29 protein-coding genes are annotated in these 25711 nt (G+C 59.2%); 21 read left to right on the forward strand and 8 right to left on the reverse strand.

Annotated elements, in window-relative coordinates; all coding sequences use genetic code 11:
• Positions 1-3: 3 nt before the first annotated feature.
• Genes proC through ACR0BF_RS14810 form a run of 3 tightly spaced genes read left to right on the forward strand, consistent with a single transcriptional unit; the run spans position 4 to position 2100 of the window.
• A complete protein-coding gene (gene proC / locus ACR0BF_RS14800; protein WP_480539316.1) occupies positions 4-819 on the forward strand; it encodes a pyrroline-5-carboxylate reductase in 816 nt (271 codons plus the stop codon).
• The gene (locus ACR0BF_RS14805; RefSeq protein ID WP_480475499.1) at positions 812-1150 is read left to right on the forward strand and encodes a tRNA-binding protein; all 339 of its coding nucleotides are present in this window, start codon (positions 812-814) and stop codon (positions 1148-1150) included. The genes proC and ACR0BF_RS14805 overlap by 8 nt, the downstream gene beginning before the upstream one ends.
• Positions 1150-2100, forward strand: coding sequence for a 2-hydroxyacid dehydrogenase (locus tag ACR0BF_RS14810; protein ID WP_480625201.1), 951 nt, complete (start codon positions 1150-1152; stop codon positions 2098-2100). Before ACR0BF_RS14805 ends, ACR0BF_RS14810 begins: the two co-directional genes overlap by 1 nt.
• Here the strand turns inward: ACR0BF_RS14810 and ACR0BF_RS14815 are convergent.
• The gene (locus ACR0BF_RS14815) at positions 2097-2675 is read right to left on the reverse strand and encodes a thymidine kinase (protein ID WP_480565354.1); all 579 of its coding nucleotides are present in this window, start codon (positions 2673-2675) and stop codon (positions 2097-2099) included. The genes ACR0BF_RS14810 and ACR0BF_RS14815 overlap by 4 nt on opposite strands.
• A 355-nt stretch (positions 2676-3030) precedes the next feature.
• On the opposite strand from ACR0BF_RS14815, the gene ACR0BF_RS14820 reads away from it, so the two are divergent.
• Complete coding sequence (locus ACR0BF_RS14820; RefSeq protein ID WP_480475505.1) at positions 3031-3492, forward strand: hypothetical protein; 462 nt, start codon at positions 3031-3033, stop codon at positions 3490-3492.
• 159 nt (positions 3493-3651) lie between these two features.
• On the forward strand, positions 3652-5454 hold the full coding sequence (locus ACR0BF_RS14825; RefSeq protein WP_480625202.1) for a hypothetical protein: 1803 nt from the start codon (positions 3652-3654) through the stop codon (positions 5452-5454).
• Positions 5455-5480: 26 nt separating this feature from the next.
• Here the strand turns inward: ACR0BF_RS14825 and ACR0BF_RS14830 are convergent, their stop codons facing one another.
• Positions 5481-6605: a beta-ketoacyl-ACP synthase III gene (locus tag ACR0BF_RS14830; protein ID WP_480493634.1), complete on the reverse strand. Its 1125-nt coding sequence runs from the start codon at positions 6603-6605 to the stop codon at positions 5481-5483.
• A 160-nt stretch (positions 6606-6765) separates the two neighbouring features.
• Between ACR0BF_RS14830 and ACR0BF_RS14835 the strand changes: the two genes are divergently transcribed.
• The 3 genes from ACR0BF_RS14835 to ACR0BF_RS14845 are packed head-to-tail and all read left to right on the forward strand — an operon-like array spanning position 6766 to position 11326.
• Entirely contained in the window at positions 6766-7233 is a 468-nt protein-coding gene (locus ACR0BF_RS14835) for a MarR family winged helix-turn-helix transcriptional regulator (RefSeq protein ID WP_480487592.1), read from the forward strand.
• A complete protein-coding gene (locus tag ACR0BF_RS14840) occupies positions 7230-8267 on the forward strand; it encodes an efflux RND transporter periplasmic adaptor subunit (protein WP_480493636.1) in 1038 nt (345 codons plus the stop codon). Before ACR0BF_RS14835 ends, ACR0BF_RS14840 begins: the two co-directional genes overlap by 4 nt.
• 11 nt (positions 8268-8278) lie before the next feature.
• Positions 8279-11326, forward strand: coding sequence for an efflux RND transporter permease subunit (locus ACR0BF_RS14845; protein ID WP_480625203.1), 3048 nt, complete (start codon positions 8279-8281; stop codon positions 11324-11326).
• Positions 11327-11391: 65 nt separating this feature from the next.
• Here ACR0BF_RS14845 and carB read toward each other — a convergent pair whose 3' ends face one another.
• On the reverse strand, positions 11392-14745 hold the full coding sequence (carB, locus tag ACR0BF_RS14850) for a carbamoyl-phosphate synthase large subunit (protein WP_480625204.1): 3354 nt from the start codon (positions 14743-14745) through the stop codon (positions 11392-11394).
• Positions 14746-14923: 178 nt separating this feature from the next.
• Between carB and ACR0BF_RS14855 the strand changes: the two genes are divergently transcribed.
• The 4 genes from ACR0BF_RS14855 (at position 14924) to aspS (ending at position 19266) form a co-directional block, all read left to right on the forward strand.
• The gene (locus ACR0BF_RS14855) at positions 14924-16051 is read left to right on the forward strand and encodes an aminodeoxychorismate synthase component I (protein ID WP_480625205.1); all 1128 of its coding nucleotides are present in this window, start codon (positions 14924-14926) and stop codon (positions 16049-16051) included.
• Positions 16006-16653: an aminotransferase class IV family protein gene (locus ACR0BF_RS14860; RefSeq protein ID WP_480625206.1), complete on the forward strand. Its 648-nt coding sequence runs from the start codon at positions 16006-16008 to the stop codon at positions 16651-16653. The genes ACR0BF_RS14855 and ACR0BF_RS14860 overlap by 46 nt, the downstream gene beginning before the upstream one ends.
• Entirely contained in the window at positions 16650-17171 is a 522-nt protein-coding gene (locus tag ACR0BF_RS14865; protein ID WP_480625207.1) for a CPBP family intramembrane glutamic endopeptidase, read from the forward strand. Before ACR0BF_RS14860 ends, ACR0BF_RS14865 begins: the two co-directional genes overlap by 4 nt.
• Before the next feature lie 79 nt (positions 17172-17250).
• Positions 17251-19266, forward strand: a complete 2016-nt coding sequence (gene aspS, locus ACR0BF_RS14870) for an aspartate--tRNA ligase (protein ID WP_480625208.1) — start codon at positions 17251-17253, stop codon at positions 19264-19266.
• Between the two features lie 180 nt (positions 19267-19446).
• Here aspS and ACR0BF_RS14875 read toward each other — a convergent pair whose 3' ends face one another.
• Positions 19447-20166, reverse strand: a complete 720-nt coding sequence (locus ACR0BF_RS14875) for a response regulator (RefSeq protein WP_480605340.1) — start codon at positions 20164-20166, stop codon at positions 19447-19449.
• Positions 20167-20302: 136 nt separating this feature from the next.
• Here ACR0BF_RS14875 and mce point away from each other — a divergent pair, with 136 nt between their 5' ends.
• On the forward strand, positions 20303-20707 hold the full coding sequence (gene mce / locus ACR0BF_RS14880; protein WP_480519118.1) for a methylmalonyl-CoA epimerase: 405 nt from the start codon (positions 20303-20305) through the stop codon (positions 20705-20707).
• A 24-nt stretch (positions 20708-20731) separates the two neighbouring features.
• The gene (locus ACR0BF_RS14885; RefSeq protein ID WP_480519116.1) at positions 20732-21004 is read left to right on the forward strand and encodes a DUF1467 family protein; all 273 of its coding nucleotides are present in this window, start codon (positions 20732-20734) and stop codon (positions 21002-21004) included.
• A 6-nt stretch (positions 21005-21010) separates the two neighbouring features.
• On the opposite strand, the gene ACR0BF_RS14890 is transcribed toward ACR0BF_RS14885, so the two are convergent.
• Positions 21011-21709 carry an EI24 domain-containing protein gene (locus tag ACR0BF_RS14890; protein WP_480625209.1) on the reverse strand — a complete coding sequence of 233 codons (699 nt, stop codon included), beginning with the start codon at positions 21707-21709 and terminating at the stop codon, positions 21011-21013.
• A complete protein-coding gene (locus ACR0BF_RS14895) occupies positions 21706-22284 on the reverse strand; it encodes a nitroreductase family protein (protein WP_480622132.1) in 579 nt (192 codons plus the stop codon). Before ACR0BF_RS14895 ends, ACR0BF_RS14890 begins: the two co-directional genes overlap by 4 nt.
• 134 nt (positions 22285-22418) lie before the next feature.
• On the opposite strand from ACR0BF_RS14895, the gene ACR0BF_RS14900 reads away from it, so the two are divergent.
• On the forward strand, positions 22419-22694 hold the full coding sequence (locus ACR0BF_RS14900) for a DUF167 domain-containing protein (RefSeq protein ID WP_480625210.1): 276 nt from the start codon (positions 22419-22421) through the stop codon (positions 22692-22694).
• Here ACR0BF_RS14900 and ACR0BF_RS14905 read toward each other — a convergent pair.
• Entirely contained in the window at positions 22691-22930 is a 240-nt protein-coding gene (locus tag ACR0BF_RS14905; RefSeq protein ID WP_267364243.1) for a hypothetical protein, read from the reverse strand. The genes ACR0BF_RS14900 and ACR0BF_RS14905 overlap by 4 nt on opposite strands.
• 121 nt (positions 22931-23051) lie before the next feature.
• On the opposite strand from ACR0BF_RS14905, the gene ACR0BF_RS14910 reads away from it, so the two are divergent.
• The 5 genes from ACR0BF_RS14910 to ACR0BF_RS14930 all read left to right on the forward strand — a co-directional run bounded on the left by ACR0BF_RS14910 (position 23052) and on the right by ACR0BF_RS14930 (position 24988).
• Positions 23052-23759, forward strand: coding sequence for a M48 family metalloprotease (locus tag ACR0BF_RS14910; protein WP_480625211.1), 708 nt, complete (start codon positions 23052-23054; stop codon positions 23757-23759).
• A complete protein-coding gene (locus ACR0BF_RS14915; protein ID WP_480475541.1) occupies positions 23756-24124 on the forward strand; it encodes a YigZ family protein in 369 nt (122 codons plus the stop codon). Before ACR0BF_RS14910 ends, ACR0BF_RS14915 begins: the two co-directional genes overlap by 4 nt.
• A 68-nt stretch (positions 24125-24192) precedes the next feature.
• Positions 24193-24444 carry a DUF6455 family protein gene (locus ACR0BF_RS14920; protein ID WP_480475543.1) on the forward strand — a complete coding sequence of 84 codons (252 nt, stop codon included), beginning with the start codon at positions 24193-24195 and terminating at the stop codon, positions 24442-24444.
• 14 nt (positions 24445-24458) lie between these two features.
• Positions 24459-24728, forward strand: coding sequence for a DUF6455 family protein (locus ACR0BF_RS14925; protein ID WP_480605258.1), 270 nt, complete (start codon positions 24459-24461; stop codon positions 24726-24728).
• Positions 24728-24988 carry a DUF6455 family protein gene (locus ACR0BF_RS14930; protein ID WP_480475547.1) on the forward strand — a complete coding sequence of 87 codons (261 nt, stop codon included), beginning with the start codon at positions 24728-24730 and terminating at the stop codon, positions 24986-24988. Before ACR0BF_RS14925 ends, ACR0BF_RS14930 begins: the two co-directional genes overlap by 1 nt.
• On the opposite strand, the gene ACR0BF_RS14935 is transcribed toward ACR0BF_RS14930, so the two are convergent.
• Positions 24989-25231 (reverse strand): CDGSH iron-sulfur domain-containing protein, encoded by a 243-nt coding sequence (locus ACR0BF_RS14935; RefSeq protein ID WP_480475549.1) that lies wholly within the window; start codon positions 25229-25231, stop codon positions 24989-24991.
• 226 nt (positions 25232-25457) lie between these two features.
• On the opposite strand from ACR0BF_RS14935, the gene ACR0BF_RS14940 reads away from it, so the two are divergent.
• Entirely contained in the window at positions 25458-25646 is a 189-nt protein-coding gene (locus ACR0BF_RS14940) for a hypothetical protein (RefSeq protein WP_209504738.1), read from the forward strand.
• Positions 25647-25711: the final 65 nt, after the last annotated feature.

Here is a 25711-nt window from a genome sequence, read left to right on the forward strand (position 1 = left end):
CAAATGGACATGACGCGCGTGGCCGAACAGGGGCTTGTGCTTCTGGGGTGCGGAAAGATGGGGTCCGCAATGCTGGCGGGATGGCTGGAACACGGCCTTCCGCCAGCTTCCGTTTGGGTCATCGATCCCTACCCGTCAGATTGGCTGAAGGCGCAGGGCGTCAATATCAACGCACCCTTGCCCGAATCCCCCGCCGTGGTGCTGGTTGCGGTCAAACCGCAGATGATGGGCGAAGCCCTGCCTGCCATTCAGGCGCTGGGCGGCGGGTCCAGCCTGTTCATTTCCGTTGCGGCTGGCACCTCGATTGCCACCTTCGAATCCGTTCTGGGCCAAGACACCCCGATCATTCGCGCAATGCCCAACACACCCGCCGCTATCCGTCAGGGCATCACGGCACTGATCGGCAACGCACACGCCTCCGAGACCGATATGGAACAGGCCGAAAACCTGCTGGCGGCAGTGGGCCAGACCGTTCGCCTAGAGGATGAGGCACAGATGGACGCCGTCACCGGGCTCAGCGGGTCCGGCCCGGCCTACGTGTTCCATCTGATCGAAACCCTGGCCGCAGCGGGCGAGGCGCATGGCCTGCCTGCCGAGCTTGCGATGAAACTGGCCAAGTCCACTGTGGCCGGTGCCGGGGCACTGGCCATGGCGTCCGACGAAGACCCCGCGCAGCTGCGCATCAACGTGACCTCTCCGAACGGTACCACACAGGCCGCGCTTGAGGTTCTGATGCATCAGGAAACCGGCTTTCCTGACCTGCTGCACCGTGCCGTCAAGGCCGCAACCGACCGATCCAAGGAGCTCTCGCGTGAATGAAATTTCGTTCGACGACTTTCTCAAGGTCGATATTCGCGTGGGCGAGGTGATCCGCGCCGAACCCTATCCCGAGGCCCGCAAACCCGCGATCAAGATGTGGATCGACTTTGGCGACGAGATCGGCGAGCGCAAGACCTCGGCCCAGATCACCGCGCATTACGATCCGGCCACTCTGGTTGGCAAACAGGTCATGGCTGTCGTCAACTTCCCTCCGCGCCAGATCGGCAAGTTCATGTCCGAGGTTCTGGTGCTGGGTCTTCCCGATGACAGCGGTGAGATCGTTTTGATCGGCCCTGACGGCAAGGTTCCAACCGGCGGGCGGATGCACTGATGAAACTGCTGATCACGCGTCCGATGACACCGGCAGTCGAATCGCGCGCCCGCGCCGATTTCGATGTAACCATCCGGGAAAACACCCTGCCCATGTCACGGCAGGAGATGCTGGCCGCTCTGGCCGATTACGACGTGGTCGTTCCGACGCTGGGTGATCAGTTTTCGGCGCAGATCTTTGCAGAAGCCGGTCCGCCGCGCTGCAAGCTGCTGGCCAATTTCGGTGTTGGCTTCAACCATATCGACGTGGATGCGGCACGCGCGGCCGGGATTGACGTAACCAATACCCCCGGCGCCGTCACCGATGCCACGGCCGATATCGCCATGACCCTGCTGCTGACCACAGCCCGGCGCGCCGGTGAGGGTGAGCGGCTGGTGCGGTCCGGTCAGTGGCTGGGCTGGCACCCGACGCAGATGCTGGGCCATCACGTGACCGGCAAGCGCGTGGGCATCGTCGGTATGGGCCGCATCGGGCAGGCCATCGCGCGCCGCTGTCATTTCGGGTTTGCCATGCAGGTGGCCTATCAGTCCCGCAATCCAAAAGATCTGGATTTCCCGGCGGAATTCACACCTGATCTTGAAACACTCGCCGCCTCGGTCGATTTCCTTGTGCTTGCGGTTCCCGGTGGTGCGGAAACCCGCCACCTGATCAATGCGCAGATTCTTGAGGCGATGAACCCCTCGGCCATTCTGGTCAACATCGCCCGTGGCGAGGTGGTGGACGAGGCCGCGCTGATCACGGCGCTGCAAACCGGTCAGATCGCGGGGGCGGGGCTGGACGTCTACGAATTCGAACCCAAAGTGCCACTAGCCCTGTGCGATATGGAAAACGTAACCCTGCTGCCCCATCTGGGCACCGCCACCGAAGAGGTGCGCAGCAGCATGGGGCACATGGCGCTGGATAACGTGGCGGCCTTTGTCGCGGGCAGGGCGCTGCCCAACCCGGTCTAGTCGCCCACCGCCTCGCGCCAGTGTTTGCGGCAGAGCGAGACATAGGTCTCGTTCCCGCCGATCTGCACCTGCGCCCCTTCAGTGATGGCCTTGCCGGTCTCGTCGCGACGAATCACCATCGTGGCCTTGCGGCCGCATTCACAGATCGTGCGCACCTCGCGCATTTCGTCGGCAAGGGCCAGCAGGGCGGCAGAGCCGGGGAACAGCTTGCCCTGAAAATCCACGCGCAGCCCATAGGCCAGCACCGGCACATCCAGATCGTCCACCGCACGGGCCAGTTGCCAGACCTGGGCCTCGGACAGGAATTGCGCCTCATCAATGAAAACGCAGGCTACCATACCATTGTCCAGCCGGGATCGGATCATGGCGAAGACATCATCTTCGGGTGTGAACGTGTCAGCCTGCTCCGATATGCCGATGCGCGATGCAATCCGCCCCGCACCCGCCCGCCCGTCAAGGGCGGCGGTCATCAGATAGGTCTGCATCCCGCGCTCGCGATAGTTGTGCGACGCCTGTAGCAACACGGTCGACTTGCCCGCGTTCATGGTGGAATAGTTGAAATACAGCTTTGCCATGGCGTGGGTCTAAAACGCCCGACGAAAAGGAACAAGAGAGCAATCGGTCGTAAGAAGCGACGTCGCCGTTGCGTGTGCAGAGGCCGAGCTGGGCTCGTAGGGGATGGAACCCCCGCGTCTGCAACAGCGACGCCGTCGGCCAACATGTGGCCAAAACAAAGCAAGGCCCAACAATACCGCCCTGCAATCACTCTTTACCGGCTTGAACTGCCGCCACTCACTCACAAAATCCCCCGCTTATCTGAGGGATAGTCAATGTATGACATTTCAATTATGACTCAGGTATGGGAAATTTCCCGACGCTTTCCCCGGTTTGGACACCGGGCGGGCGTTTGCAGGTAATAAAGGTAAATCAATGGCAGATATCGGGGCCTATCTGAAGAAACACACAGAAGCGCTGGTCAAAGATGTCGGAATAGAAGCTGCTTGTGAAATCACCGGAAAATCCAAGGCGACCCTGGGCCGGTATTATTCGGACAATGCCGAACACGCGGACAGGTTCATGCCCGTGGATGCAGTGGCTCGGCTTGAAAACGCAGCAACTTATCCGCATGTGACATCCGCGCTGGCGGATCTGAAAAACATCACCTTGTCCTACAGCGAACGCAACACCGAGGATCCTCGCACAGGCGGGGTGAATTCGGATGTCATCGCGCTCAGCCAGCGGTTTGCAATGCTGATGACTGAATATCAGTCCGCAATCGAAGATGGCATCATCACGGTGAACGAAGCAAAAAGGCTGCTGAAAGAAACCAGTTTGCTTCAGCAGGTCCTGATTGAAATGAAACTGCACCTGGAAGAAGAAAGCGTCAGCTAGGCTTGACCGCGGTCCGTAACCGGCCAAATTCCGCCTGCCCGGATTGCAGCAGATGTCGTGCGCTTTGTGGAATGATCACCAACCGGACCCTGTGCCTCAATTCAGTCACGTCTTTCCGATAAGCTGCGGCGCAGGCAAGATCGTCAAGGGCAGTAAACCATGCAGAAAATGCAGGGAAATTACAGCGTTCTCGCAGACCATATGGTTTGGCGGTCGTTCCTGTTTGTCTATACGCTTTTTCTGGCCACGGTGCTGTTTGGTGCTTATCAGGAAGGCCCCGATGACGCGATGCGCTGGGTCATGGTGCAGGACCTGCTGGCGGGGCAGGGCTGGTTTGACGCCTATCAGCATCGGCTGGGGCCGGGTGACGGCACGCTGATGCACTGGTCCCGGCTTGTCGATGCGCCGATTGCCGGGCTCTACACACTGTCCGCGATGGTCGTGCCACCCGACAGCGCCTTGCAAGTGACTGCGTTTGTCTGGCCGGTGCTGCTGGCGGGGCTGACCCTGTGGGCCTTTGCTGTCACCGGTGGAGCTTTGGGCGGGCGCAATGGCGCGGTTTCGGCACTGGTGGTCGGCGTGCTGACGCTCGAACATTATCGGAAGTTCGACTATTTCTCGTTTGACCACCACAATGTTCAGATTCTGCTGTTTGCAGCGGCCCTCATGTTCTTTGTCCTGCGCAAGGCCAAACCCTCTGCTGCGGGGTGGCTGGGTGCCTGCCTCGCCCTTTCGGTGTCCGTCGGCACCGAATCGATCGTGCAGATCGCGGTTATCGCGGTGTTCCTTGCGATTGACTGGATCGTGACCGGCACAGCCGCCCGCCGCAACACCATGGTGTTTGGAGCCGGGCTGGCGCTGACCCTGTTGCTGGCCAGCGTTGCAACAACGGGACGTCAGGGCTTTTTGTTTCCAAGCTGCGATGCCCTGACGATCAGTGTGGCCCTGCCGGCCGGGATCGCGGCCCTGTGCCTGTGTGCAGCAGCCTGGGTCGGGTCGGGCTGGTCCTATTGGGGGCGTATCGGCGCGTGTCTTGTGATAGGCGCTGTAACACTTGGCTGTGCTTACGCATTTGCACCCCACTGCCTTGAAAACCCGATTGCGGATCTGCCTCAGGACATGCGCGACTTCTGGCTCAGCCAGGTCGCTGAAGCACAGAATATCACCGTCGTTCTGGAACGGCATCTGGGCGAGGCTGCGGCCCTGATCGCCATGTCTGTCATCACGGCGGTGGCGGCCTTGATCTTTGCCCGCCAGTCACAAGACAAAATGGATTACCTCCTGTTTCTGGCGCTGATTGTGACCGGGTTTTCCATGTTTCTGTACCAGTCCCGGATGATGACGTTTCTGGGCGTGTCCCTCGTGGCTGTTCAGGCTCAGATGCTGCGGGCCCTTTACGTCAGTTACAGAACCCATGGCCGCACGCTCTCCGGCTTGGCTATGATAGGCTTTATCGTCTGCGTCTCGCCAAAGATCGGTAGCAGCGTGGAAAAACAGCTGGGACGGTTTGCGCGCCCATCCCTTGCGGCACCCGTCGCCGAGGTTGCGCGGGATTCGCAAAACGTCGGCGCCCCCTGCAAAGCGCCCGAGGCCTACGCGACCCTGCAAGACCTGCCAGCCGGAATGGTTCTGGTCGATTTCGATTATGCGGCAGAGGTGCTGCGCTATACTGATCATTCGGTTCTGGCTGGGAATTATCACCGCAACCGGGCCGGAATTCAGGCGCAGATCGCGGTTTTGCGTGTGGATGCGTCCCAGGCCGGTCCGCGTCTTGCTGCACTGGGTGTAAGCTATGTGCTGCTGTGCACCGCTGCGCCCCGTGCCGAATTCTGGGACTGGGCGTCTCAGGGGCGCGGGCTGCAATCCCAACTGGCAAAAGGTGAAACCCCCGCCTATCTCAGCCGGATTGATCGTGGGGAAGGGGCCGCGTTCCAGGTTTTTCAGCTGGCGGCCGATCTCTAGGCCGTCAGCGCTTTGCGGAATGCAGATCAGGCGTGACGCTTCACGATCACCGATCCAACCGAATACCCGGCCCCAAAAGAACAGATCAGGCCCAGATCGCCCTCTTGCAGATCGTCAGAGTATTTCGAAAACGCAATGATCGACCCTGCGGATGAGGTGTTCGCATAATCCTGAAGGATATTGGGTTGCTCGCCCGCTTCGGGTTCGCGGCCCAGAACCTTCTTGCCGATGAAGTCGTTCATCGTCTTGTTGGCCTGATGCAGCCACAGGCGTTTGAGGTCGGTATTGCTGACCCCTTCGGCCTCCATATGGTCGCTGATATGCTTGCTGACCATCGGCAACACTTCCTTGAACACCTTCCGGCCGTTCTGCATGAACTGCATGTCGCGGCGGTCAATCACACCATCGGGGCGCGACCGGCGCAGGAAACCGTTATTGTTGCGGATATTGTTGGAAAAGGCGGTGGCACAGCGGGTCGACAGGATTTCGAAATGCGGGCCTTTTGCGTCTTCGATCCGCTCGATCAGCGTTGCCGTTGCCACATCGCCAAAGATAAAGTGACAATCCCGGTCGCGCCACTCCAGATGGCCCGAGCAGATTTCAGGGTTCACCACCAACGCCGCGCGCACCGACCCGGACCGCACCATATCCGCCGCCGCCTGAATGCCGAACGTGGCCGAAGAACAGGCGACATTCATGTCAAAGCCGAACCCGTCGATACCCAGTTCCTGCTGAATCTCGATTGCAATCGCCGGATAGGCGCGCTCGTGGTTCGAGGCCGCACAGATCACCAGATCGACATCCGCCGCCGTGCGCCCCGCCTGCGCCAGCGCCTTCTTGCAGGCATCCACTGCCATCTCGGTCATGATCCCGGGCTCGTCATCGTTGCGCTGGCGCAGCGTCGGGTGCATCACGTCCGGGTTCAGCACCCCGGCCTTGTCCATCACGTAGCGGTTCTGAATGCCCGACGCCTTGACGATGAACTCTTCCGAGGAATGCTGCATCGCCTCCATCTGCCCGGCTGCGATGGCCTCGGCATTCTTCGCGTTCTGCTTGTCGGCATAGGCGTTGAACGCTTCAACAAGCTCCGCGTTGGTGATGACGTTTTCCGGGGTGAAGACACCGGTACCGGTGATGGCGGGGGTATACATGGCGGGTCCTGAATGTTTCGGATTCGCCCAAAATGCAGTCATGGCGTGATTTGATCAAGATATGTTGACCTAAGGGAATTCGTTCCGGGGCGCAGTTTCATATCTTGAATAGTTCAGAAATTGAAGTATATCGCCCCGTAACCCGCGCGGAGACCCCCCAATGCCAGACGATATCAGCGCCAGACTGGGCCGCCTCAGCCCCGAGATTCAGGCGATCATGGGCGTCTATGCCCTGTACTGGAAACTGGAAGAGACCTTCGACTGTATCGAAACAGACCTGAGCCACCCGGAATGCCACATGCTGATCAAACTGGATCAGCCCAAGCGCATGGGCGTTCTGGCCGCTGATATGTTAAGCGTCCCGTCAACGATCACCGCCACAGCCGATGCCCTTGAAAAAGCGGGCTACCTGACGCGGCGGCGTGACCCCGAAGACCGCCGGGCCTGGTTGCTGGTGCTGACAGAGCAGGGCGAAGAGGCCCGCAACATGCTGGTCGCCGCCGCCGGGGACCTGTTTCACAGGGCCTCGGGCCTAAACGAACAAGAAACTGCCGAATTCGCGCGACTGGCGCGCAAAATCCGCGACAACGTATTGAAAACGGGAATTCCCGAGGGATTGAAGAAATGAAACTCCTGACCTCTCTGGGCCTTGCACTGGCCATTCTGGCAACCCCGATTGCCGCTCAAGATACCCCGAAACCGGTGAAACTCATGCAGGTGCGCGAAACCGCGCCGGGTTTCACGCGGCAGTTCTTTGGCCGCGTCGCCGCGCGCCAGACCGTTGATCTTGCCTTTCAGGTTGCCGGCCAGATTGTCGAGATGCCCATCAACGAAGGCTTCATGATTCCCAAGGATGGTCTGATTGCCCGCCTGGATCAGGAACCGTTCGAGCTGCGCCTTGATCGGGCGCGGCTGCAAAAGGAACAGGCCGACCGCACCGTCGCCCGCCTGTCGCGCCTGCGCGGTACAACCGCCAGCCAGGTGGCCGTGGACGACGCCGAGACCGAGGCGCAGCTGGCCGCAATCGCCCTGCGCGACGCGGAATATGAACTGGAACACGCCACGTTGACCGCGCCGTTTGACGCGCTGGTCTCCAGCCGCTCGGTCGAGGCGTTTACGACCGTCTCGGCGGGCACCCCCATCGTCCGCATTCACGACATGTCGGAACTTCGCATCGTGGTCGATGTGCCCGAGATCCTGTTTCAACGCTCTGGCCAGAATGACGACTTCTTCATCACCGCGAAATTCCCGGTCAGTGACGAAGTCTTCCCGCTGGAAATCCGTGAATTCGACGCGGAAACCTCCAGCGTCGGTCAAACTTTCCGGATCCAGTTTGGCCTGACCCCGCCAAAGGGGCTGCAAATCTTTCCCGGTTCTTCCGTTACCGTCAACGTTCAGGTGCAGGACAACCGCACAGGCATCGTCGTCCCGGCGACCGCCGTAGTCGCTGACGCAAACGGCGCGCTGAACGTCGTGGTGTTTTCCCCGGTAGGGGCGGATGAGGGCACCGTGCGCCGCGTCCCAGTGACCATCGAGCCCACGCAAACCGGCGAAGTCCGGGTGCTGACGGGCCTGTCAGATGGGGATGAGGTCGTTGTGGCCGGGGGCGCTGTGCTGACGGATGGTCAGACGGTGCGCCGGTTCGCCGGTTTCGCGAACTGAGGGGCTGACAGATGAACATCGCCCGCGCCTCAATCGACCGGCCGCTTTACACATGGCTGGTCATTCTCATTGCTCTCATTGGGGGCATCTGGGGGTTCACATCGCTTGGCCGTCTGGAAGACCCGGCCTTTACAATCAAGAACGCGGTTGTCATCACGCAATACCCGGGCGCCACCGCCGAACAGGTGGCGCTGGAAGTATCGGAACCGCTGGAATCCGCCATACAGCAGATGGGCGAGGTGGACGTCATCACCTCGGTCAATCAACCCGGACGGTCCCTGATCGAGGTTGAGATCAAGTCGACATACGACGGCACCGAACTGCCCGCCATCTGGACCCGGCTCAGGGCCAAGGTGCGCGACGCCGCGCGCGGCCTGCCATCGGGCGTCGGCCAACCGTTTGTGAATGACGGGTTCGGCGACGTGTTCGGCCTGTTCTATGCGGTGACCGCCCAAGGGTTCTCGGACGCTGAAAAGCACGAACTGGCAACCTTCCTGCGGCGGGAACTGCTGACCGTTGACGGCGTTGCGGATGTCGAGGTTCAGGGCCTGCCGGACGAGGCGATCTTTGTCGAACCCGATCTGGCGATTTCGGTGAACCAGAATGTCCCGCTGCAAGCAATCAACCAGGCGATTGCCAATGCGGATTCGGTCAATTCCTCAGGGTCCTTGCGCTCTGATAACGACCGCACCACCATCCTGACGGCTGAAGGGTCGGACAGCGTGTCGGCCATTGCGGGCCTGTCTGTCGGTTCGCAAGGGCAGGTGATCAACCTCTTTGACATGTCCGATGTCTATCGCGCCCGTCAGAACGACCCCGACATTATCATCCGCTACAACGGGATCGAGGCTTTCACCTTGGGCATCGCGGGTCTGGCCACTGAAAACATTGTCGAGGTTGGCAAACGCGCTGACGCCAAATTCGCGGAGTTGAACACAAGCATTCCCTTCGGTGTCGAAATCCTGCCGATCTATCAGCAACATGTGGTGGTCGAGCAGGCCTCGAACGACTTTCTCGTGAACCTTGCCATGTCGGTGGCCATCGTGGTCGCCGTGCTGGGCATCTTCATGGGCTGGCGCGCGGCCATTGTCGTTGGCTCGACCTTGCTGCTGACCGTGGTCGGCACGCTTCTGTTCATGTCGCTCTTCTCAATCGAGATGGAGCGAATCTCACTGGGTGCCCTGATCATCGCCATGGGGATGCTGGTGGACAACGCCATCGTCGTGGCCGAAGGGATGCAAATATCCATGCTGCGCGGCCAGTCCTCGCGCGATGCGGCCGAGGATGTGGCGTCAAAAACCCAGATCCCGCTGCTGGGTGCGACCGTGATTGGCATCATGGCCTTTGCGGGCATTGGCCTCAGCCCTGACGCAACCGGAGAATTCCTGTTCTCTCTGTTCGCCGTGATCGGCATTTCACTGTTGCTCAGCTGGGTTTTAGCGATCACCGTCACGCCGCTATTGGGGCATTACTTCTTCAAACAGGGCAAAGCAGGCGAGATCGACGCTTATGGCGGCCTCCTGTTCCGCATCTATGGTGCGATTCTGCGCTTTGCGCTGCGCTTCCGCTGGCTGGTTGTTGCTGGTCTCGTCGGCGTAACCGTGGTGTGTTATGCCGGGTTTGGGCTGATGAAACAGCAGTTCTTCCCCAACTCCAACACGCCTTTGTTCTTTGTGCACTACAAACTGCCGCAGGGCACACCGATTGCACGAACAGCCGAAGACATGGCGGTGTTCGAAGAGTGGCTGGCAGCACGCGACGACGTCGTCTCGGTCACGACCTTTGTCGGCCAGGGGGCTACCCGTTTCATGCTGACATATTCAGCCGAAAAGCCGAACCCCAGCTATGGGCACATGGTCATCCGCACAGCAAGCCTGGACGACATCCCGGCGCTGCAAGCAGATCTTGAAGCGTTTGGGTCTGTCCAATTCCCCGAAGGTGAGTTCGGTACCAAGCGTCTGGTCTTTGGCCCCGGCGGTGGTGATCCGATTCAGGCCCGCTTCTCGGGCAGCGACCCGGTCGTGCTGCGCCAGCTTGCCGATGAGGCGGTGCAGCGCATGGCAGCCGCATCGCCGAACGCGCTGCTGGTTCATCACGACTGGCGCGAACAGGAACTGGCGCTGCAACCGATCTATGCAACAGAACGGGCGCAGACAGCAGGTGTCACGCGCGAAAATATCGCCGCCACTCTGCAATTCTCGACCGACGGCATCACGGGTGGTGTGTTCCGTGAGCGCGACCGCCTGATCCCGATTATCCTGCGCCGACCCGCGGACGGAGATTACTCGATTGTCGATCAGGTCGTGTACTCGGACCAGTCGGAAAAGTTTGTACCAATTGAACAAATGGTGGATGGATTCGAGTACAAATCGCTCAATACGTTGGTTCACCGTCGTGATCGGGTTCTGACCATCACCGTCGGCGCCGACATCCCGCCCGACCTGACAGCGGCACAGGTCCACGCCGAAGTGCGCGACGCCATCGAGGCCATCGATCTGCCACCCGGCTACAAGATGGAATGGGGTGGAGAGTTCGAAAACTCGCGCAAAGCACAGGCAAGCCTGGGCAGACAATTGCCGCTGAGCCTGCTGATCATGGTGTTAATCTCGGTCCTGTTGTTCAACGCGATCCGCCAGCCGATCATCATCTGGTTGCTGGTGCCGATGTCCGTGAACGGCGTGGTGATCGGCCTGCTGGGAACAGGGCTGCCCTTCACCTTTACGGCACTTCTGGGCCTGCTCAGCCTGTCGGGTATGCTGATCAAGAACGGCATTGTTCTGGTTGAGGAAATCGATCTGGTCCGCGCCACCGGCAAGCCCCTGCGCGATGCAATCATCGAAGCATCCGTGTCGCGTTTGCGGCCCGTCATGCTGGCGGCTGTCACGACCATTCTGGGCATGGCGCCGCTGCTGACGGATGCGTTCTTCGTCTCGATGGCAGTGACGATCATGGGCGGTCTGGCATTTGCCACCGTTCTGACAATGGTTGCGGCACCGGTGTTTTACCTGTTGTTTTTCGCCCGTGACGAACGAAAGAAAACGACGGAATCGCTTGCGTAAGGCATTGGAAATAAAGAAAAGCCCCAGAGTTTCCTCTGGGGCTTTTTCGTTTGGGTCAGGGGTCTTTACCCCTGTAGCGATTTCACCTCGACGTCGCCTTCAGCCTGCGCCTTGATCGCCAGTGCAGCGGCGTTGGCACCTGCTGCGGTGGTGAAATATGGGATCTTGTCATACAGCGCGATCGAGCGGATGGCCTTGCTGTCCTCAACCGCCTGCGCGCCTTCGGTGGTGTTCATCACCAGCTGCACCTGACCGTCTTTCAGCATGTCCACAACATCCGGGCGGCCTTCGTACACCTTGTTCACAACGTCACAGGCAACACCCTGTTCGTCCAGCCAGCTTTGGGTGCCGCGCGTGGCCACAAGCGTAAAGCCCTGGTCAACCAGAACCTGTGCCGCTTCCAGCATGGCTTTGCCCTTGTCGGCATCCTTGATCGAAATGAACGCACGGCCAGAGGACGGCAACACCATGCCCGCGCCCATCTGCGCCTTGAGGAACGCACGTGGGAAGTCACGGTCCCAGCCCATCACCTCGCCGGTCGAGCGCATTTCCGGGCCAAGGATGGTGTCAACGCCGGGGAAACGGGCGAAGGGCATGACAGCTTCTTTTACCGAGAACCACGGCATGTCCGGATCCGCCAGCGTCATCTGGTCCGCGATCTTGGTGTCCTTGCCTTCCTGATAGGGAGGGCGCATCGGGAAGTTGGCCAGCTTCTCGCCCGCCATGATGCGTGCAGCAATCGACGCAATCGCACTGTCGGTGGCCTTGGCAACAAACGGTACGGTGCGCGACGCGCGCGGGTTCACTTCGATCAGATAGATCTCATCATCTTTGATCGCGAATTGCACATTCATCAGGCCAACGACATTCAGCGCCTTGGCCAGCTTGAACGCCTGATCCTTGATCTGCCCGATGATCTCTTTCGACAGTGAATAGGGCGGCAGCGAACAGGCGGAATCGCCCGAGTGGACGCCCGCCTCTTCGATATGCTGCATGATGCCCGCGACGTGGACATCGTTGCCGTCACACAGGGCGTCTACGTCCAGTTCGACCGCGCCCGCCAGATAGCTGTCCAGCAGTACGGGGCTGTCGCCCGAGACCACAACGGCCTCGTTGATATAGCGTCGCAGCTGATCCATGTCGCGCACGATTTCCATAGCACGACCGCCCAGAACGTAAGAGGGGCGAATGACCAGCGGGAAACCGATCACTTCCGCAATCTCCAGTGCCTTTTCGTCGGTCGAGGCAATGCCGTTTCTGGGCTGTTTCAGGCCCAGTTCATTGACCAGCGCCTGGAACCGTTCGCGGTCTTCGGCCAGGTCAATTGCGTCCGGCGTGGTACCCAGAATAGGAATACCCTCTGCCTCAAGCGCGTTGGCCAGCTTCAACGGTGTTTGACCACCGAACTGAACGATCACGCCGTGCAGCGTGCCGTTTTCCTGTTCCTTCGTCAGGATTTCCATGACGTGTTCAAAGGTCAGCGGTTCGAAATACAGACGGTCCGATGTGTCATAGTCGGTCGAAACCGTCTCGGGGTTGCAATTGACCATGATGGTCTCGTACCCGGCCTCGGTCAGCGCATAGCAGGCGTGGCAGCAGCAATAATCGAACTCGATCCCCTGACCGATCCGGTTCGGACCACCACCAAGAATAACGACCTTCTTGCGGTCGCTTGGGCGTGCCTCGCATTCGACATCGCCCATCATCGGCGCTTCGTAAGTCGAGTACATATAGGGCGTTTGCGCTTCGAACTCGGCGGCGCAGGTATCGATGCGTTTGAAAACCGCGGTAACGCCCAAATTGTGGCGGGCGCGGCGTACGTTATCTTCGCTGCGGCCAGACAGATTGCCCAGACGCGCATCGGTAAAGCCCAGCATCTTGAGCTTTCGTATGCCTTCTTCGGTCACTGGCAAACCGTCCTTGCGCACAGTGCGCTCTGCCTCGGTGATCTCGCGGATGCGGGCCAGGAACCAGGGGTCAAACTTGGTAACGCCGAAGATTTCGTCGTCGGTCAGGCCATGACGCATGGCTTGTGCGATAGTGCGCAGGCGGTCGGGGGTCTGCTTGCTGATCGCTTTGATGACATGTGCCTTGTCGTCGCTGCTTTCGACCTCATCCCACAGGCCGATGCTCAGCCCCGGAATTTCGATCTCATCAAACCCGGTCAGGCCGGACTCCATCGAGGCCAGCGCCTTTTGCATGGATTCGTGAATGGTGCGGCCGATGGACATCGCCTCACCCACCGACTTCATTGCAGTGGTCAGATAAGGCTCAGAGCCGGGGAATTTCTCAAACGCGAATTTCGGGATCTTGGTGACGACATAGTCGATGGTAGGTTCAAACGACGCAGGCGTGACCTTGGTGATGTCATTGTCCAGCTCGTCCAGCGTGTAGCCCACGGCCAGTTTCGCAGCGATCTTGGCAATCGGGAAACCCGTCGCCTTGGAGGCCAGCGCCGAAGAGCGCGACACGCGCGGGTTCATTTCGATCACAACCATGCGGCCATCATCGGGGTTGATCGCCCATTGCACGTTCGAGCCACCGGTTTCCACTCCAATCTCGCGCAGGACGGCGATCGAGCCGTTGCGCATGATCTGGTATTCCTTGTCGGTCAAGGTCAGGGCAGGGGCCACGGTAATCGAGTCACCCGTGTGCACGCCCATTGGGTCGACGTTTTCGATGGAGCAGACGATGATGGCGTTGTCGGCGGTGTCGCGCACCACTTCCATCTCGTATTCTTTCCAGCCCAGCAGGCTTTCATCGACGAGGATCTGGTTGACAGGCGAGGCATCCATGCCCGAGCGGCAGAAATGGATATAATCCTCGCGGTTATAGGCCACGCCGCCGCCTGTGCCGCCCAAGGTAAAGGCCGGGCGGATGATGGCAGGCAGGCCGATTTCCTCCAGCTCGTCCAGAGCGATCTGGACACCTGCGTCCAGATCGGCAGAGCCGTCGGCCTTCTTGGGGGCGGTCACGATGGTGGCTTTAGGGTTTTCCAGCCCCAGCCGATCCATCGCCTCGCGGAACAATTTGCGGTCCTCGGCCATCTCGATGGCGTCGCGTTTGGCACCGATCATCTCGACACCGAACTTGTCCAACACCCCCATCTCTTCCAGCGCGAGCGAGGTGTTCAGACCGGTTTGCCCGCCCATTGTGGGCAGCAGGGCATCAGGGCGTTCCTTTTCGATGATCTTGGCGACGACCTCGGGCGTGATCGGCTCGATATAGGTGGCATCGGCAAGTCCGGGGTCAGTCATGATTGTCGCCGGGTTCGAGTTGACCAGAATAACCCGGTAACCTTCTTCGCGCAGGGCTTTGCAGGCCTGCGCTCCGGAATAGTCGAACTCGCAAGCCTGACCGATAACAATGGGACCCGCCCCGATGATCATGATCGACTTGATGTCGGTTCTCTTCGGCATGGCCTGGCCCCTTCGATTTTGCACGAGTCGCGGGCACCGCCCAAGCGCCCAAATTGTCGTGGGTTATAGGGACCACGCAGAAAGGTTCAAGGGGTATCGGAAACAGAAGCGAAATTGCCGCTTTCCCCCCTTTCCCCTGCCAGAGTATTCTCTATATCGCCCTTCACGGCAAAAGAGGATGCAGTTGCGTATTCGTTTTGATCAGGGACCAGCCGGTCGCGGAACCCGGTTTCAGCGCCCGTCTCGGATTATCCGCGCAGATACTGCGGAGGACGTGCCCCAGGCTCTGGCGGCGCTGGATGAGGCGCGCGCGGACGGGGCATGGCTGGCTGGCTATGCCAGTTATGAACTGGGATATGTGCTTGAACCCCGGCTGATCGATCTTTTGCCGGATGCGCGTCGGTTGCCCCTGCTGTGCTTTGGGGTTTACGGCGCACCGGATCGGGTTGCTTTACCGACGCCTGCGGGCGAGGTGCGCGTGTTTCAGCCGCGCTGGGATGAGGCGCGTTATGGCGAAGCCTTTCAAGTGGTGCATGATGCCATCGGTGCTGGTGATATCTATCAGGCGAACCTGACCTTTCCGATTGATCTGACCGTCTCGGGCAGCAGTGAAGCCCTTTATGCGGCACTGGCAGCGGGGCAGCCCGTTGGGCATGGCGCGCTGGTGCAGCAGGTCGGGTTGCCCGATTTGCTCAGCCGCTCGCCGGAGTTGTTCTTCCGCACGGACACGGATGGAAAGATCGAAACACGACCGATGAAGGGTACCCAGCCGCGCAGCGAAGACCCGGATGAGGATATGCGGCGCCGGTCGTTTCTGACCACGGACGAAAAGAACCGGGCGGAAAACCTGATGATCGTCGATCTGCTGCGCAACGATATCAGCCGTGTCGCGCTGCCCGGTTCCGTTCATGTACCTGAACTGTTCAAGGTGGAAACCTATGCGACCGTGCATCAGATGGTTTCACTTGTCCGTGCCCAGTTGCTCAAATGCGCAGGGCTCAGCGATATATTGATGGCGTTGTTTCCCTGCGGCTCGATCACTGGCGCGCCCAAAATTCGCGCCATGGAAATTCTGGCCGGGCTGGAACCCTGGCCGCGCGACATCTATTGTGGCACCATCGGCTGGGCCGCGCCTGATGGCCGGTCCGAGTTCAACGTGGCCATTCGTACGCTGATGCTGGAAGGCGATCAGGCCACCCTGAACGTGGGCGGGGGCCTTGTCTGGGACAGTACCGCCCCGGCAGAATATGAGGAGGCGCTATGGAAAGCCCGCTTCGCCCGCCAGCTGAGCCTGATTTCCGCCTGATCGAAACGCTGGCGTTTCGGCCAGATCGGGGCTTTGTCCGAAAAGACCGTCACCTTGCGCGCATGGCCCGAACCGCTACGGCCTTTGGCCTTCCCTTCAACCCGGATGCAGCGACCGCCGCGCTGGATGGCGCGTTGGGCGACACCCCCTTGCGGTGTCGTTTGACGTTGGATGCATCGGGTGCATTCGAATTGACGACCGGGGTTCTGGCCAGCAACCCTCCGGTCTGGCGCATAGCCCTGTCTGATCAGCGGCTGGCTTCCAATGATCTTTGGCTGCGTCACAAGACAAGCCGCCGCGCCCTATATGACGATGCCCGCGCCGCGCTGACGGATGGCATAGACGAAGTGTTATTCCTGAATGAGCTTGATGAACTGTGTGAGGGCACCATCAGCAACCTTTTCGTCGAAAAGCGGGATGGCCGTATTCTGACGCCTGCGCTGTCCAGCGGTCTGTTGCCTGGCATATTGCGCGAAGAGTTGCTGGATAAAGAAACAGTGTCCGAGGCCGTGCTGACCCTAAGCGACCTGAAAAATGCGCAAACTGTCTACATGGGCAATTCACTGCGCGGGCTGATCCGGGTGGAGCTGACAGACACGTGATCAAAGACGGCGCGATGGTCGGGTCTCCGGTTGCATTGCCGCGGTTAAGGGTTGAGTTCGGCCTGTTTAATATTGTCCCGCCGCTGGTCATCGCGGTTTTGTTTCCTATGAACAGGATGTTTCCGGCACTGTTTGCCCTGACCGGGATGGGGATATTGCTGCTGCATTGGACACCAGGCTTTCAATGGGCCGAGCTGCGCTATGATTGGGTCAACTGGTCGCTTCGCGAAGTTGTGCTGTTCCGCCCACTGTTCTTCCATCGTTATCACGCGATCTTGCCAGAGGGGCGCGCGGCTTATGTGCTGAATGCTGCCATCTTCTCGTTCGCGCATCTGATGTATTGGAGCTGGATTGTCGCCCTCATGACATTTGCGGGCGGGCTGCTGTTTACATGGGCCTACAGGCAGCGCGGTTCGTTCTGCTACGCGGTGCTGCTGCACGCAATTGCGGGCAATATCATCTTTGCGGTCGGGCTGGGTGTCTATTTCTACTCAGGCAACGTGCAAAGGCCGTTTTGACAGGGCGACCCGCCTTGACTTTCCGGGCCTGACAGGGTGTATCGGCGCGACGAATTCTGCGCCCGAAGGGATATGATCCATGCACGCCTATCGCAGCCACACCTGCGCCGCACTGACCGCCGCCAATGTCGGTGAAACCGTTCGCCTGTCCGGTTGGGTGCATCGGGTCCGAGATCACGGGGGCGTCCTGTTCATCGACCTGCGCGATCATTTTGGTGTGACACAGGTTTTGTGCGATGGCGACAGCGCCGCTTTTGCTGCGCTGGAAAAGGTGCGTTCCGAATGGTGCATCCGCATCGACGGAACCGTCAAGGCGCGTGCCGCCGAACTGGTGAACCCGAAACTGCCCACCGGCGAGATCGAGGTTTACGTGCGCGAACTGGAAGTTCTGGGGGCTGCGGAGGAACTGCCGCTGATGGTGTTCGGCGATCAGGAATACCCCGAGGAAACGCGCCTGCGTTATCGTTACCTCGACCTGCGGCGCGAGGCGATGCAGCGCAACATGACCCTGCGCTCGGACGTTGTGGCCTCCATGCGCAAGCGTATGTGGGATCAGGGGTTCCGTGAGTATCAGACGCCGATCATCACCGCATCCTCGCCCGAAGGCGCGCGTGACTTTCTGGTGCCGTCGCGCCTGCATCCGGGCAAGTTCTACGCCTTGCCGCAGGCCCCGCAGCAGTTCAAGCAGCTGATCATGGTGTCGGGTTTCGACAAATATTTCCAGATTGCGCCTTGCTTTCGCGACGAAGACCCGCGCGCCGACCGCTCGCCCACCGATTTCTACCAGCTTGACCTCGAGATGTCCTTTGTCGAGCAGCAGGACGTGTTCGACACGATCCAGCCCGTTTTGACCGGTGTGTTCGAAGAGTTCGGTGGCGGTCGCAAGGTCGATCAGGACTGGCCGCAGATTTCCTACAAGGATTCGGCGCTGTGGTACGGCACGGACAAGCCCGACCTGCGGAATCCCATCAAAATGCAAGTGGTCTCTGACCACTTCCGTGGGTCTGGTTTTGCGATTTTCGCAAAGCTGCTCGAACAGGAAGGCACCGAAATTCGCGCTATCCCCGCGCCAACCGGTGGCAGCCGCAAGTTCTGTGACCGCATGAACGCCTTTGCCCAGAAAGAGGGTCTGCCCGGTATGGGGTATATTTTCTGGCGACCAAGAAGCGATGCCAATGAGTTTAAAAAAGCAATTGAAATTCTAAAGCCCCTAGCTGATGCGATGGACGCATTGGAGAAAAGTAACTTCATGGGGCCGGCGTATGACGATTTGTCTACGGCTGCTGGCGCTATTGTCAAAGAATTGGAACCCAAGTTGGTTGCCCAAGAAGAGGCGATGGCGAAAATCAAAAGCGCGATGGAAGCGAAAAACTTCCGTCGTGCGCACCTCCTGTTCCAAGCCTTCTTTGGTGATCACGAAGCCGCCGGACCGCTGGCCAAGAACATCGGCCCCGAGCGGACCGAGGCTATCCGTCAGCAATTGGGTCTGGGTGTCGGCGATGCGGCGTTTTTCCTGGGCGGCAAGCCGAAAGCCTTTGAAAAGGTTGCAGGCAAGGCGCGCGATGTGATCGGCGACGAGCTTGGCCTGACCGAGAAAGACCGCTTTGCCTTTGCCTGGATTGTTGATTTCCCGATCTACGAGCAAGACGAAGAAACCGGCGCGATCGACTTTGAGCACAACCCGTTCTCGATGCCGCAGGGCGGCATGGAAGCGCTACAGGGCAATCCGCTGGATGTGCGCGGGTACCAGTATGACCTAGCTTGCAATGGATACGAGCTGGTGTCGGGTGCGATCCGGAACCACAAGCCGGAGATCATGCTGAAAGCCTTTGAACTGGCGGGCTATGGCGAGGATGAAGTGAAATCCCGCTTTGGTGCCCTGTTCAACGCCTTCCACTACGGTGCGCCGCCGCACGGTGGCTGCGCTGCAGGGATCGACCGGATCGTGATGCTGTTGGCGGATGAGGCCAATATCCGCGAGGTCATGATGTTCCCGATGAACCAGCGGGCCGAAGACCTGATGATGCATGCGCCGTCGGACCCGACGTCAGATCAACTGATGGAACTGGGTTTGCGCCTCATTCCGCAAGACTGAACAACAGCCGCCCGCATTTAGCGGGCGGATTCATTTTGATGCCAGCGAGTATTTGCGGGTCAGTCCAACGGGTTGTTTAAATCACCTCGGTTGACACGAATTGAACGTGCAGCATGCCGTGTTTGGCGATAGGCCCAGATGCACAGAAGCGTTGCAGTGATGAAGTAGGCTGCAATCACGTCAAATCGCCTTTCTTTGTTCCAGGCGGTTCTGCACCATGCCGGCGACCTGCGCTGCCTGCGCCGTGATCGGTGCGCCGTTCGCCCGTGACAGCGCCAGCTTTCGGGCGGCTTCTGCCAACGGTCTGTCATCGGCTTCCCGTGCGACCCCTTGCAGGAACTGGGCAGCGTAATCCCACGTGCGATGATCGTTGGGCCCGGTAAGGACATCGGCGATATGCGCCATATCGTCCTGATAGGCCATCGGGTCGGGGCGGATGACTTCATCTCGAACCGAGTGGAGCCCGCTTGGTTGTCGATCCTCGGGCAGGCGCTCCAGAATGGACTTCTGAAAATAAGACAATGATTTTATTGGCTTGGAAAGAAATCCGTCCGCCCCGGCTGCGTGCGCCAGACCTTCGGTGGCGTCGTCGCCCGACAGGCCCATGATCACGCTGATCCGTGGTGAAGCGTCGGCCAGTTCGGCGATCAGGTCAGCTCCGGATCCGTCAGGCAGGCCCATATCGACCAGAATGACCGACGGGCGATAGATCTGCAGGTGTCGCCGTGCCGATTTCAGGCAGTCAGCGCGTCGGATGCGTGCGCCGCTGTGCAGGCACATCAGGCGGATCGCGTCGCAGGCATATCGGCTGTCTTCAACAACCAGAATTGTCTGTCCCAGCAAGGGCCGCGTTGCGGTGGGCGTGGCGGCGGTGGTGGCAATGAGGCCCGAATCGTCTATGGCAGCTCTCCTATCCAGCAGATGCTTCACGCTAGGAACTTGTGGCTAACACGACGTTAACGCGCGATTTGGCGCACTTGTCCTTTTGCAGAGCAACCCCCATAACCCACGCAAAGCAGGACATCAGGAGTGTGACATGATTGGACGTCTGAACCACGTTGCCATCGCCGTACCCGACCTTGAGGCGGCATCCGAGCAGTACCGCAATGCGCTGGGCGCCAAGGTCGGCGCGCCGCAGGACGAGCCGGATCATGGCGTCACGGTTGTGTTCATCGAACTGCCCAACACCAAGATCGAACTTTTGTACCCGCTGGGCGACGACAGCCCGATCAACGGGTTTCTGGAAAAGAACCCGGCAGGCGGTATTCATCACGTATGCTATGAGGTCGACGACATCATCGCCGCCCGTGATCATTTGAAAGCGACCGGCGCCCGTGTTCTAGGGTCGGGTGAGCCCAAGATCGGCGCACATGGCAAACCAGTGTTGTTCCTGCATCCCAAGGACTTCAACGGCTGCCTTGTCGAGCTGGAACAGGTATGATCCGCAAAACCCGGGGGACCTGAAGTGACCATTACTGCTGCATTGGTGCTGTTCGCCGTCATCTGGTTCATGACGTTGCTTGTGGTGCTGCCCATTCGCATCAAAACTCAGGGTGACCTGAACGATATCGTTCCGGGCACCCATGCGGGTGCGCCGGAAGTCCATCACATGAAAGCCAAGATGTGGATCACCACCGCCATTGCTGTGGTTTTGTGGGCGATCATTGCCGGGATCATCATTTCCGGTGTGATTTCAGTGCGGGACCTCGACTGGTTGAACCAACTGGAGCCGAGGTAATCTGTGTCAGACCTTTTGGCCTGACACAGCATGATAAATATGGGTGAATGTCGCCGCGCCAAGGATCGGGATCACCAGATTCAACAGCGGTATAGACAGCGGAATGGCCATCAGGGTTCCGGCGACCCAGATCGTGGTCGAATGTCGGGCCCGCAGTTGGCGTGCGCCATCCCGCCCGATCCGGCGTATGGCGGCCAGCGTGAAGTATTCCCGCCCCAACAGGAACCCGTTCATGGCCCAGAAGATGAAGGGCGCAAACGGGGTGAAGATCGCATAGAGGATCAGCGCCAGCAGGTTTGCTACAATCAGCACGCCAAGAAAGCTGAGGCCGTCCATCAGGGCCTCCGACACCGGGATGCGTCGTGCAGGTGGCAAGGCTGGAAAATGCTTGTCCTCGACCGCCTGCGCCACTTCGTCCAGAAAGATCGATGTGATGGCTGACGCCACCGGTACCATCAGGAAAACAGGCAGGACCAGGACGAGAACGATACCTGAATAGTTCAGAACGTCGTTCAGCCACGGGACAGCTCCGACAAATGGCAGCGAGATTTCACTGCCCGACAACCAGTTGATCAACCTGATCGCACCGGCACATGCAAGACCCAGCAACAGGATGGTCAAACCTACACCGCGCAGCAGAACGGCACGGAACTTGGGATCTCCGATCTGGCTTAGTGCGCTGAAAAAGGCGTTCAGGATGATCATTCTGTGATCCATTCCGTTATGGCTGCCACATCGGGCCGCGGGCGTTCGGGTGGGGCAGTTCCTTCGGTGGCGATGTGTATCAGTCCGGCGACACGCTCGTTCTTGGCAAGGCCAAAGGCGTCGACACAGAAGTCGTGGTCGTGGGTTTGCCAACCTGTCAGCCAGTTTGCACCCCAACCCGCGGCCAGCGCGGCATTCAGCAGGGCCAGACAGACCGCGCCCGCAGAATAGGTTTGTTCGATTGCGGGTATTTTCTCGGACGGTTTTTGTACTTCGATTACGGCTACGGCCAGATGCCCCATGTCGAACTGGCTGCGCGCTTTTGCAATGTCTTCTGGACTTTTGTTCAGCCGTTGCCCGCAGGCCTCGGTCAGGGTTGCCAACCGTGCCATGGCCCCCTGTTCCAGAACGATAAATCGCCAGGGTTCCAGTTTTCCGTGATCGGGGCTGCGTGCGGCTGCGGTCAGCAGGGGGCGCAACTCGTCCCGTGTCGGAGCCGGGGCAACCAGTGTCTTGGCGGGTCGGGACCGGCGCGACTGCAAAAACTCCAGAGCAGCGGGGTTTTTCATGGACATATGTTAACTTCCTTTACATCACGTCTCTGTATCTTGGTCGGCATGCCGAGGGTTTCAAGGGCGCGGCGACGGATCGCGTGGATCAATTTCATCCCACCGCCCATCATGCAAGACTATTGAGGGAAGGGGCGACAATGGCGAAATTGAAACTACGAGATCTGCCGGATCTCAGCGCGCAGGCGCACGCCGGGGCAGTGTTTCACTTGAAAGTAACACCTAAGGCCGCGCGCGACCGGGTGATCGTGGAAGGCGGGCAGATCAGGGTATTTGTCACGGCTCCGCCTGACAGTGGCAAAGCCAACCATGCGGTTCAGGCGATCCTTGCGAGGTGCCTTCGCGTTGCCCCTTCGACACTGACACTCAAGCAGGGGCAAACCGCGCGCAACAGGGTGTTTGTCTATGTGCCCTAAGGTCCCGTTTCACGGATCTGGTAAACACCCTCGGGCAGGTCCAGCGCTGCGGCCAGGTCGCGGACCTGTTCGGGCGACAAGGTGATCTTTTGCACCTGGTCGGTTCGCGGATCAAACTGTTCCAGCGTGACGCATTCGGCGAAATTGTTGATCACAACATCTTCCTGCAAGGGTTTTTCACCTTCGTCCACAAGCGTTATGACCGTCGAGTCGAATTCATGCTCAATCGAAAACATAAGGACAGAGTGCAAGCCGTCGACGCGCAATGCAAGACGTTCGTTTCAAAGCATTGTGTGGTCACTCTGAGCGGCAGGTACTATGTTGAAATCGCAGTCAGACCGAGCCGAAGGATGTAACATGCGCAGACGCTTTGTTTTGGTGTTTCCCCTGCTGCTTGCGGCCTGTGCGGAAGGTGCATTGCGCTTGCAGCCTGCCGCGGACTGGCTGGGTGAAGGGCCGGGTTCTGAGGATGTTGCCCAGACCTTTCGCGAAGTCAGCCAGAACATCGTGGCTGAGGCCCGCAGCCAGTGTTTGAAGCAACCAAGGCCTCAGAAATGCGATTTCCAGATTCTCGTTGACCTGAATCCGCGCGCATCCGCCAATGCCTTTCAGACATTGGACGACCAGCGGCAACCTACCATCATTTTTACCGTTGCGATGATCCGTTCTACGCAAAACGCAGACGAACTGGCTTTTGTCATGGGACATGAGGCGGCCCATCACGTTCTGGGGCACATCGCAAGGCAAAGCGAAAATGCCAGCGCAAGCGCCACTGAGTTTGGAAAGGCGGAAAAGCTGCGCGGGGGTGACGCCGCCGACATAGAAGAGGCTCAGAAAGTGGGCGCGCAGGTTGGTGTTCAGGCTTATGTGAAGGCTTTTGAGCTTGAGGCTGACCAGATGGGCACGATCATTACATATAACGCGGGCTACAACCCGCTGGTTGGGGCGAAGTTCTTTGACCGGATTCCGGATCCTGGCGACAGGTTTCTGGGCACCCACCCACCAAACGCGCAGCGCGTGCACATCGTGCTTGAAACCGCCACGCAACTGGGGCTGACGCAATGACCGATCTTGTGCGCCTTGGCGTAATTTTGACGGATCGCGGGTCGAAATATGCGGTATCTGGCGCGCCTGTGGCGTCGCGCGCGGAAGTTGACGCGGTTCTGGATCAACTGAAGTCCGATAAATCCTATGCCAAGGCCACACATAACACCTGGGCCGCCTCTTTGCCGACCGGTGCACTGAAGGCCGATGATGGGGAAAGCGGGGCCGGTATGGTAATCCTGCGGATGATCGAGCGTGCAGGGCTGGACAATCACGTGATCATCGTCACCCGCTGGTACGGAGGCAAAAAGCTGGGTGGGGACCGCTTTCGCCGCGTTCAGGATGCAACCCGGGCCTATCTGGATCACATCGGCGCCCAATTTTGACCTGTGTCAAAGTATGACGCCCCGGATGCGCTACGATTTCGTAAAGCGCGAAAGGGAAAGGATACAGCATGCCCACCCGAGAGTCCTTGAGGCTTCATGCCGGATTGGTGGACGACATGGCCAGAATGCTGGACATCGATCTTGAGGAAGCAGCCATTGGTGGCAAGGTGTCTTTCGACCAGATTTCCGAGGCAGTTCTGCGATGTACCGATTGTCCAAACCCGGATCATTGTCAGGATCTGCTCAACAAAATGGCGACCGCTGGGCGGACACCGGAATACTGCCGTAACCAGGAGTTACTGCACAAATTGATGCCTTAACTGTCAGGTTCGCCATGCCACGACTCGGTGAAATCATGGCCCATCTTCGTCTGGTACTGCGGATGGGTCAGGTCACAGGAACCGACTTGGCCGCAGCCTATCGGGATGGTCACCTGAAACATGAGGATTGGGCCGAGATCGTGCAACAGTGTCGTGGCTGTACCTGGGCCAGAACCTGTCCGGAGTGGCTGGAACGGCGCGAACAGATTGATCATGCCCCGTGCACATGCCCGAACCGCGGTCGATTCAAGGCCATCAAAGCTTTGCAAGCGGAGGACGCGTGATGCCTCGGGATATTCTGGGTGAGGTCGAAAAGCACTTTTGGTTGACGCGCTCTGTTTCCCGCAGCATGGGAATTTCACTGAGCGAAGCCATGGCCGAAGGGCGGTTGTCGCCCGAAGGATACGCTGAGCTGGTCACGCGCTGTCGCGCCTCGGGCTGTGATGCGCAATGCGCCAACTGGCTGGCTCAGCGGCAGAATCCAGCGGAAACGGCCCCGGATTTCTGTGCAAATTCAGAGACGCTGAACAGATTGAAGGGCTGATCAAAGGTCTTTATGCGTTCCATCGCACAACGGCGCGTTTGCACTGTGTTTGCACCCGCAAAAAAAGACCTTTTTGCTGGCCTCGGCCGTATATTTCACCGGTTCGAACCCGCTGTCTTTATGTGAGCCATCGCAAAAGGGTTGCCGGTTCGACTTTCCACACGCGCACCAGAAATAGGTTTTTCCTTCGGCAACTTCGACTGGAAAAGGGGTTTTCTGGGCAATAACGGGTGTGTCTGACATGTGGCTTCTCCGTATTTGGCTGAAACGTCACACAGTTTAGGACGATGCAGACAAAAAGGTAGCTGTAATGCCGCAAGGATCATCGTTTGGGCTTCGAACTGGCATGGAATCGCTCTTCCTCACAAGGAAGTGACCGTTTTAGTTGCCAGATTGCCGTTCAGCCCGTACTCTGGAAGCGGCCCGAAAAGCTGGGCAATATCAGAAAAGTAATAGAGGATTGACGGACATGAAACTGAAACTTGCAGCCGTTGGCGCATTTGCCCTGGTCCTGACCGCTTGTGCGCAGCAGGAAGAACCGACCCCTGTTTACGTACAACCCGACTATGACAAGTATGGCTCGGCCAGCTGCTCGGCAGGCTATGAACTGGCAACAACCGAAGCAGGTCAAACCGTCTGCAACCCGGTTTCTCAGTAAGCTTTTCGCAGGCGGTTTGACTACGGACCGCCTGCACCATTTTCAGGAATTTTCGCCGCCATTCA

This window comes from Ruegeria sp. AG7 (genome assembly GCF_056541545.1).

Coding starts and splice junctions, on each gene's coding strand:
- proC (WP_480539316.1), top strand. CDS start 4: ATGGACATGACGCGCGTGGCCGAACAGGGGCTTGTGCTTCTGGGGTGC.
- ACR0BF_RS14810 (WP_480625201.1), top strand. CDS start 1,150: ATGAAACTGCTGATCACGCGTCCGATGACACCGGCAGTCGAATCGCGC.
- ACR0BF_RS14815 (WP_480565354.1), bottom strand. CDS start 2,675: ATGGCAAAGCTGTATTTCAACTATTCCACCATGAACGCGGGCAAGTCG.
- ACR0BF_RS14820 (WP_480475505.1), top strand. CDS start 3,031: ATGGCAGATATCGGGGCCTATCTGAAGAAACACACAGAAGCGCTGGTC.
- ACR0BF_RS14825 (WP_480625202.1), top strand. CDS start 3,652: ATGCAGAAAATGCAGGGAAATTACAGCGTTCTCGCAGACCATATGGTT.
- ACR0BF_RS14830 (WP_480493634.1), bottom strand. CDS start 6,605: ATGTATACCCCCGCCATCACCGGTACCGGTGTCTTCACCCCGGAAAAC.
- ACR0BF_RS14835 (WP_480487592.1), top strand. CDS start 6,766: ATGCCAGACGATATCAGCGCCAGACTGGGCCGCCTCAGCCCCGAGATT.
- ACR0BF_RS14840 (WP_480493636.1), top strand. CDS start 7,230: ATGAAACTCCTGACCTCTCTGGGCCTTGCACTGGCCATTCTGGCAACC.
- ACR0BF_RS14845 (WP_480625203.1), top strand. CDS start 8,279: ATGAACATCGCCCGCGCCTCAATCGACCGGCCGCTTTACACATGGCTG.
- carB (WP_480625204.1), bottom strand. CDS start 14,745: ATGCCGAAGAGAACCGACATCAAGTCGATCATGATCATCGGGGCGGGT.
- ACR0BF_RS14855 (WP_480625205.1), top strand. CDS start 14,924: ATGCAGTTGCGTATTCGTTTTGATCAGGGACCAGCCGGTCGCGGAACC.
- ACR0BF_RS14860 (WP_480625206.1), top strand. CDS start 16,006: ATGGAAAGCCCGCTTCGCCCGCCAGCTGAGCCTGATTTCCGCCTGATC.
- aspS (WP_480625208.1), top strand. CDS start 17,251: ATGCACGCCTATCGCAGCCACACCTGCGCCGCACTGACCGCCGCCAAT.
- mce (WP_480519118.1), top strand. CDS start 20,303: ATGATTGGACGTCTGAACCACGTTGCCATCGCCGTACCCGACCTTGAG.
- ACR0BF_RS14890 (WP_480625209.1), bottom strand. CDS start 21,709: ATGATCATCCTGAACGCCTTTTTCAGCGCACTAAGCCAGATCGGAGAT.
- ACR0BF_RS14895 (WP_480622132.1), bottom strand. CDS start 22,284: ATGTCCATGAAAAACCCCGCTGCTCTGGAGTTTTTGCAGTCGCGCCGG.
- ACR0BF_RS14900 (WP_480625210.1), top strand. CDS start 22,419: ATGGCGAAATTGAAACTACGAGATCTGCCGGATCTCAGCGCGCAGGCG.
- ACR0BF_RS14905 (WP_267364243.1), bottom strand. CDS start 22,930: ATGTTTTCGATTGAGCATGAATTCGACTCGACGGTCATAACGCTTGTG.
- ACR0BF_RS14910 (WP_480625211.1), top strand. CDS start 23,052: ATGCGCAGACGCTTTGTTTTGGTGTTTCCCCTGCTGCTTGCGGCCTGT.
- ACR0BF_RS14915 (WP_480475541.1), top strand. CDS start 23,756: ATGACCGATCTTGTGCGCCTTGGCGTAATTTTGACGGATCGCGGGTCG.
- ACR0BF_RS14920 (WP_480475543.1), top strand. CDS start 24,193: ATGCCCACCCGAGAGTCCTTGAGGCTTCATGCCGGATTGGTGGACGAC.
- ACR0BF_RS14925 (WP_480605258.1), top strand. CDS start 24,459: ATGCCACGACTCGGTGAAATCATGGCCCATCTTCGTCTGGTACTGCGG.
- ACR0BF_RS14930 (WP_480475547.1), top strand. CDS start 24,728: ATGCCTCGGGATATTCTGGGTGAGGTCGAAAAGCACTTTTGGTTGACG.
- ACR0BF_RS14935 (WP_480475549.1), bottom strand. CDS start 25,231: ATGTCAGACACACCCGTTATTGCCCAGAAAACCCCTTTTCCAGTCGAA.
- ACR0BF_RS14940 (WP_209504738.1), top strand. CDS start 25,458: ATGAAACTGAAACTTGCAGCCGTTGGCGCATTTGCCCTGGTCCTGACC.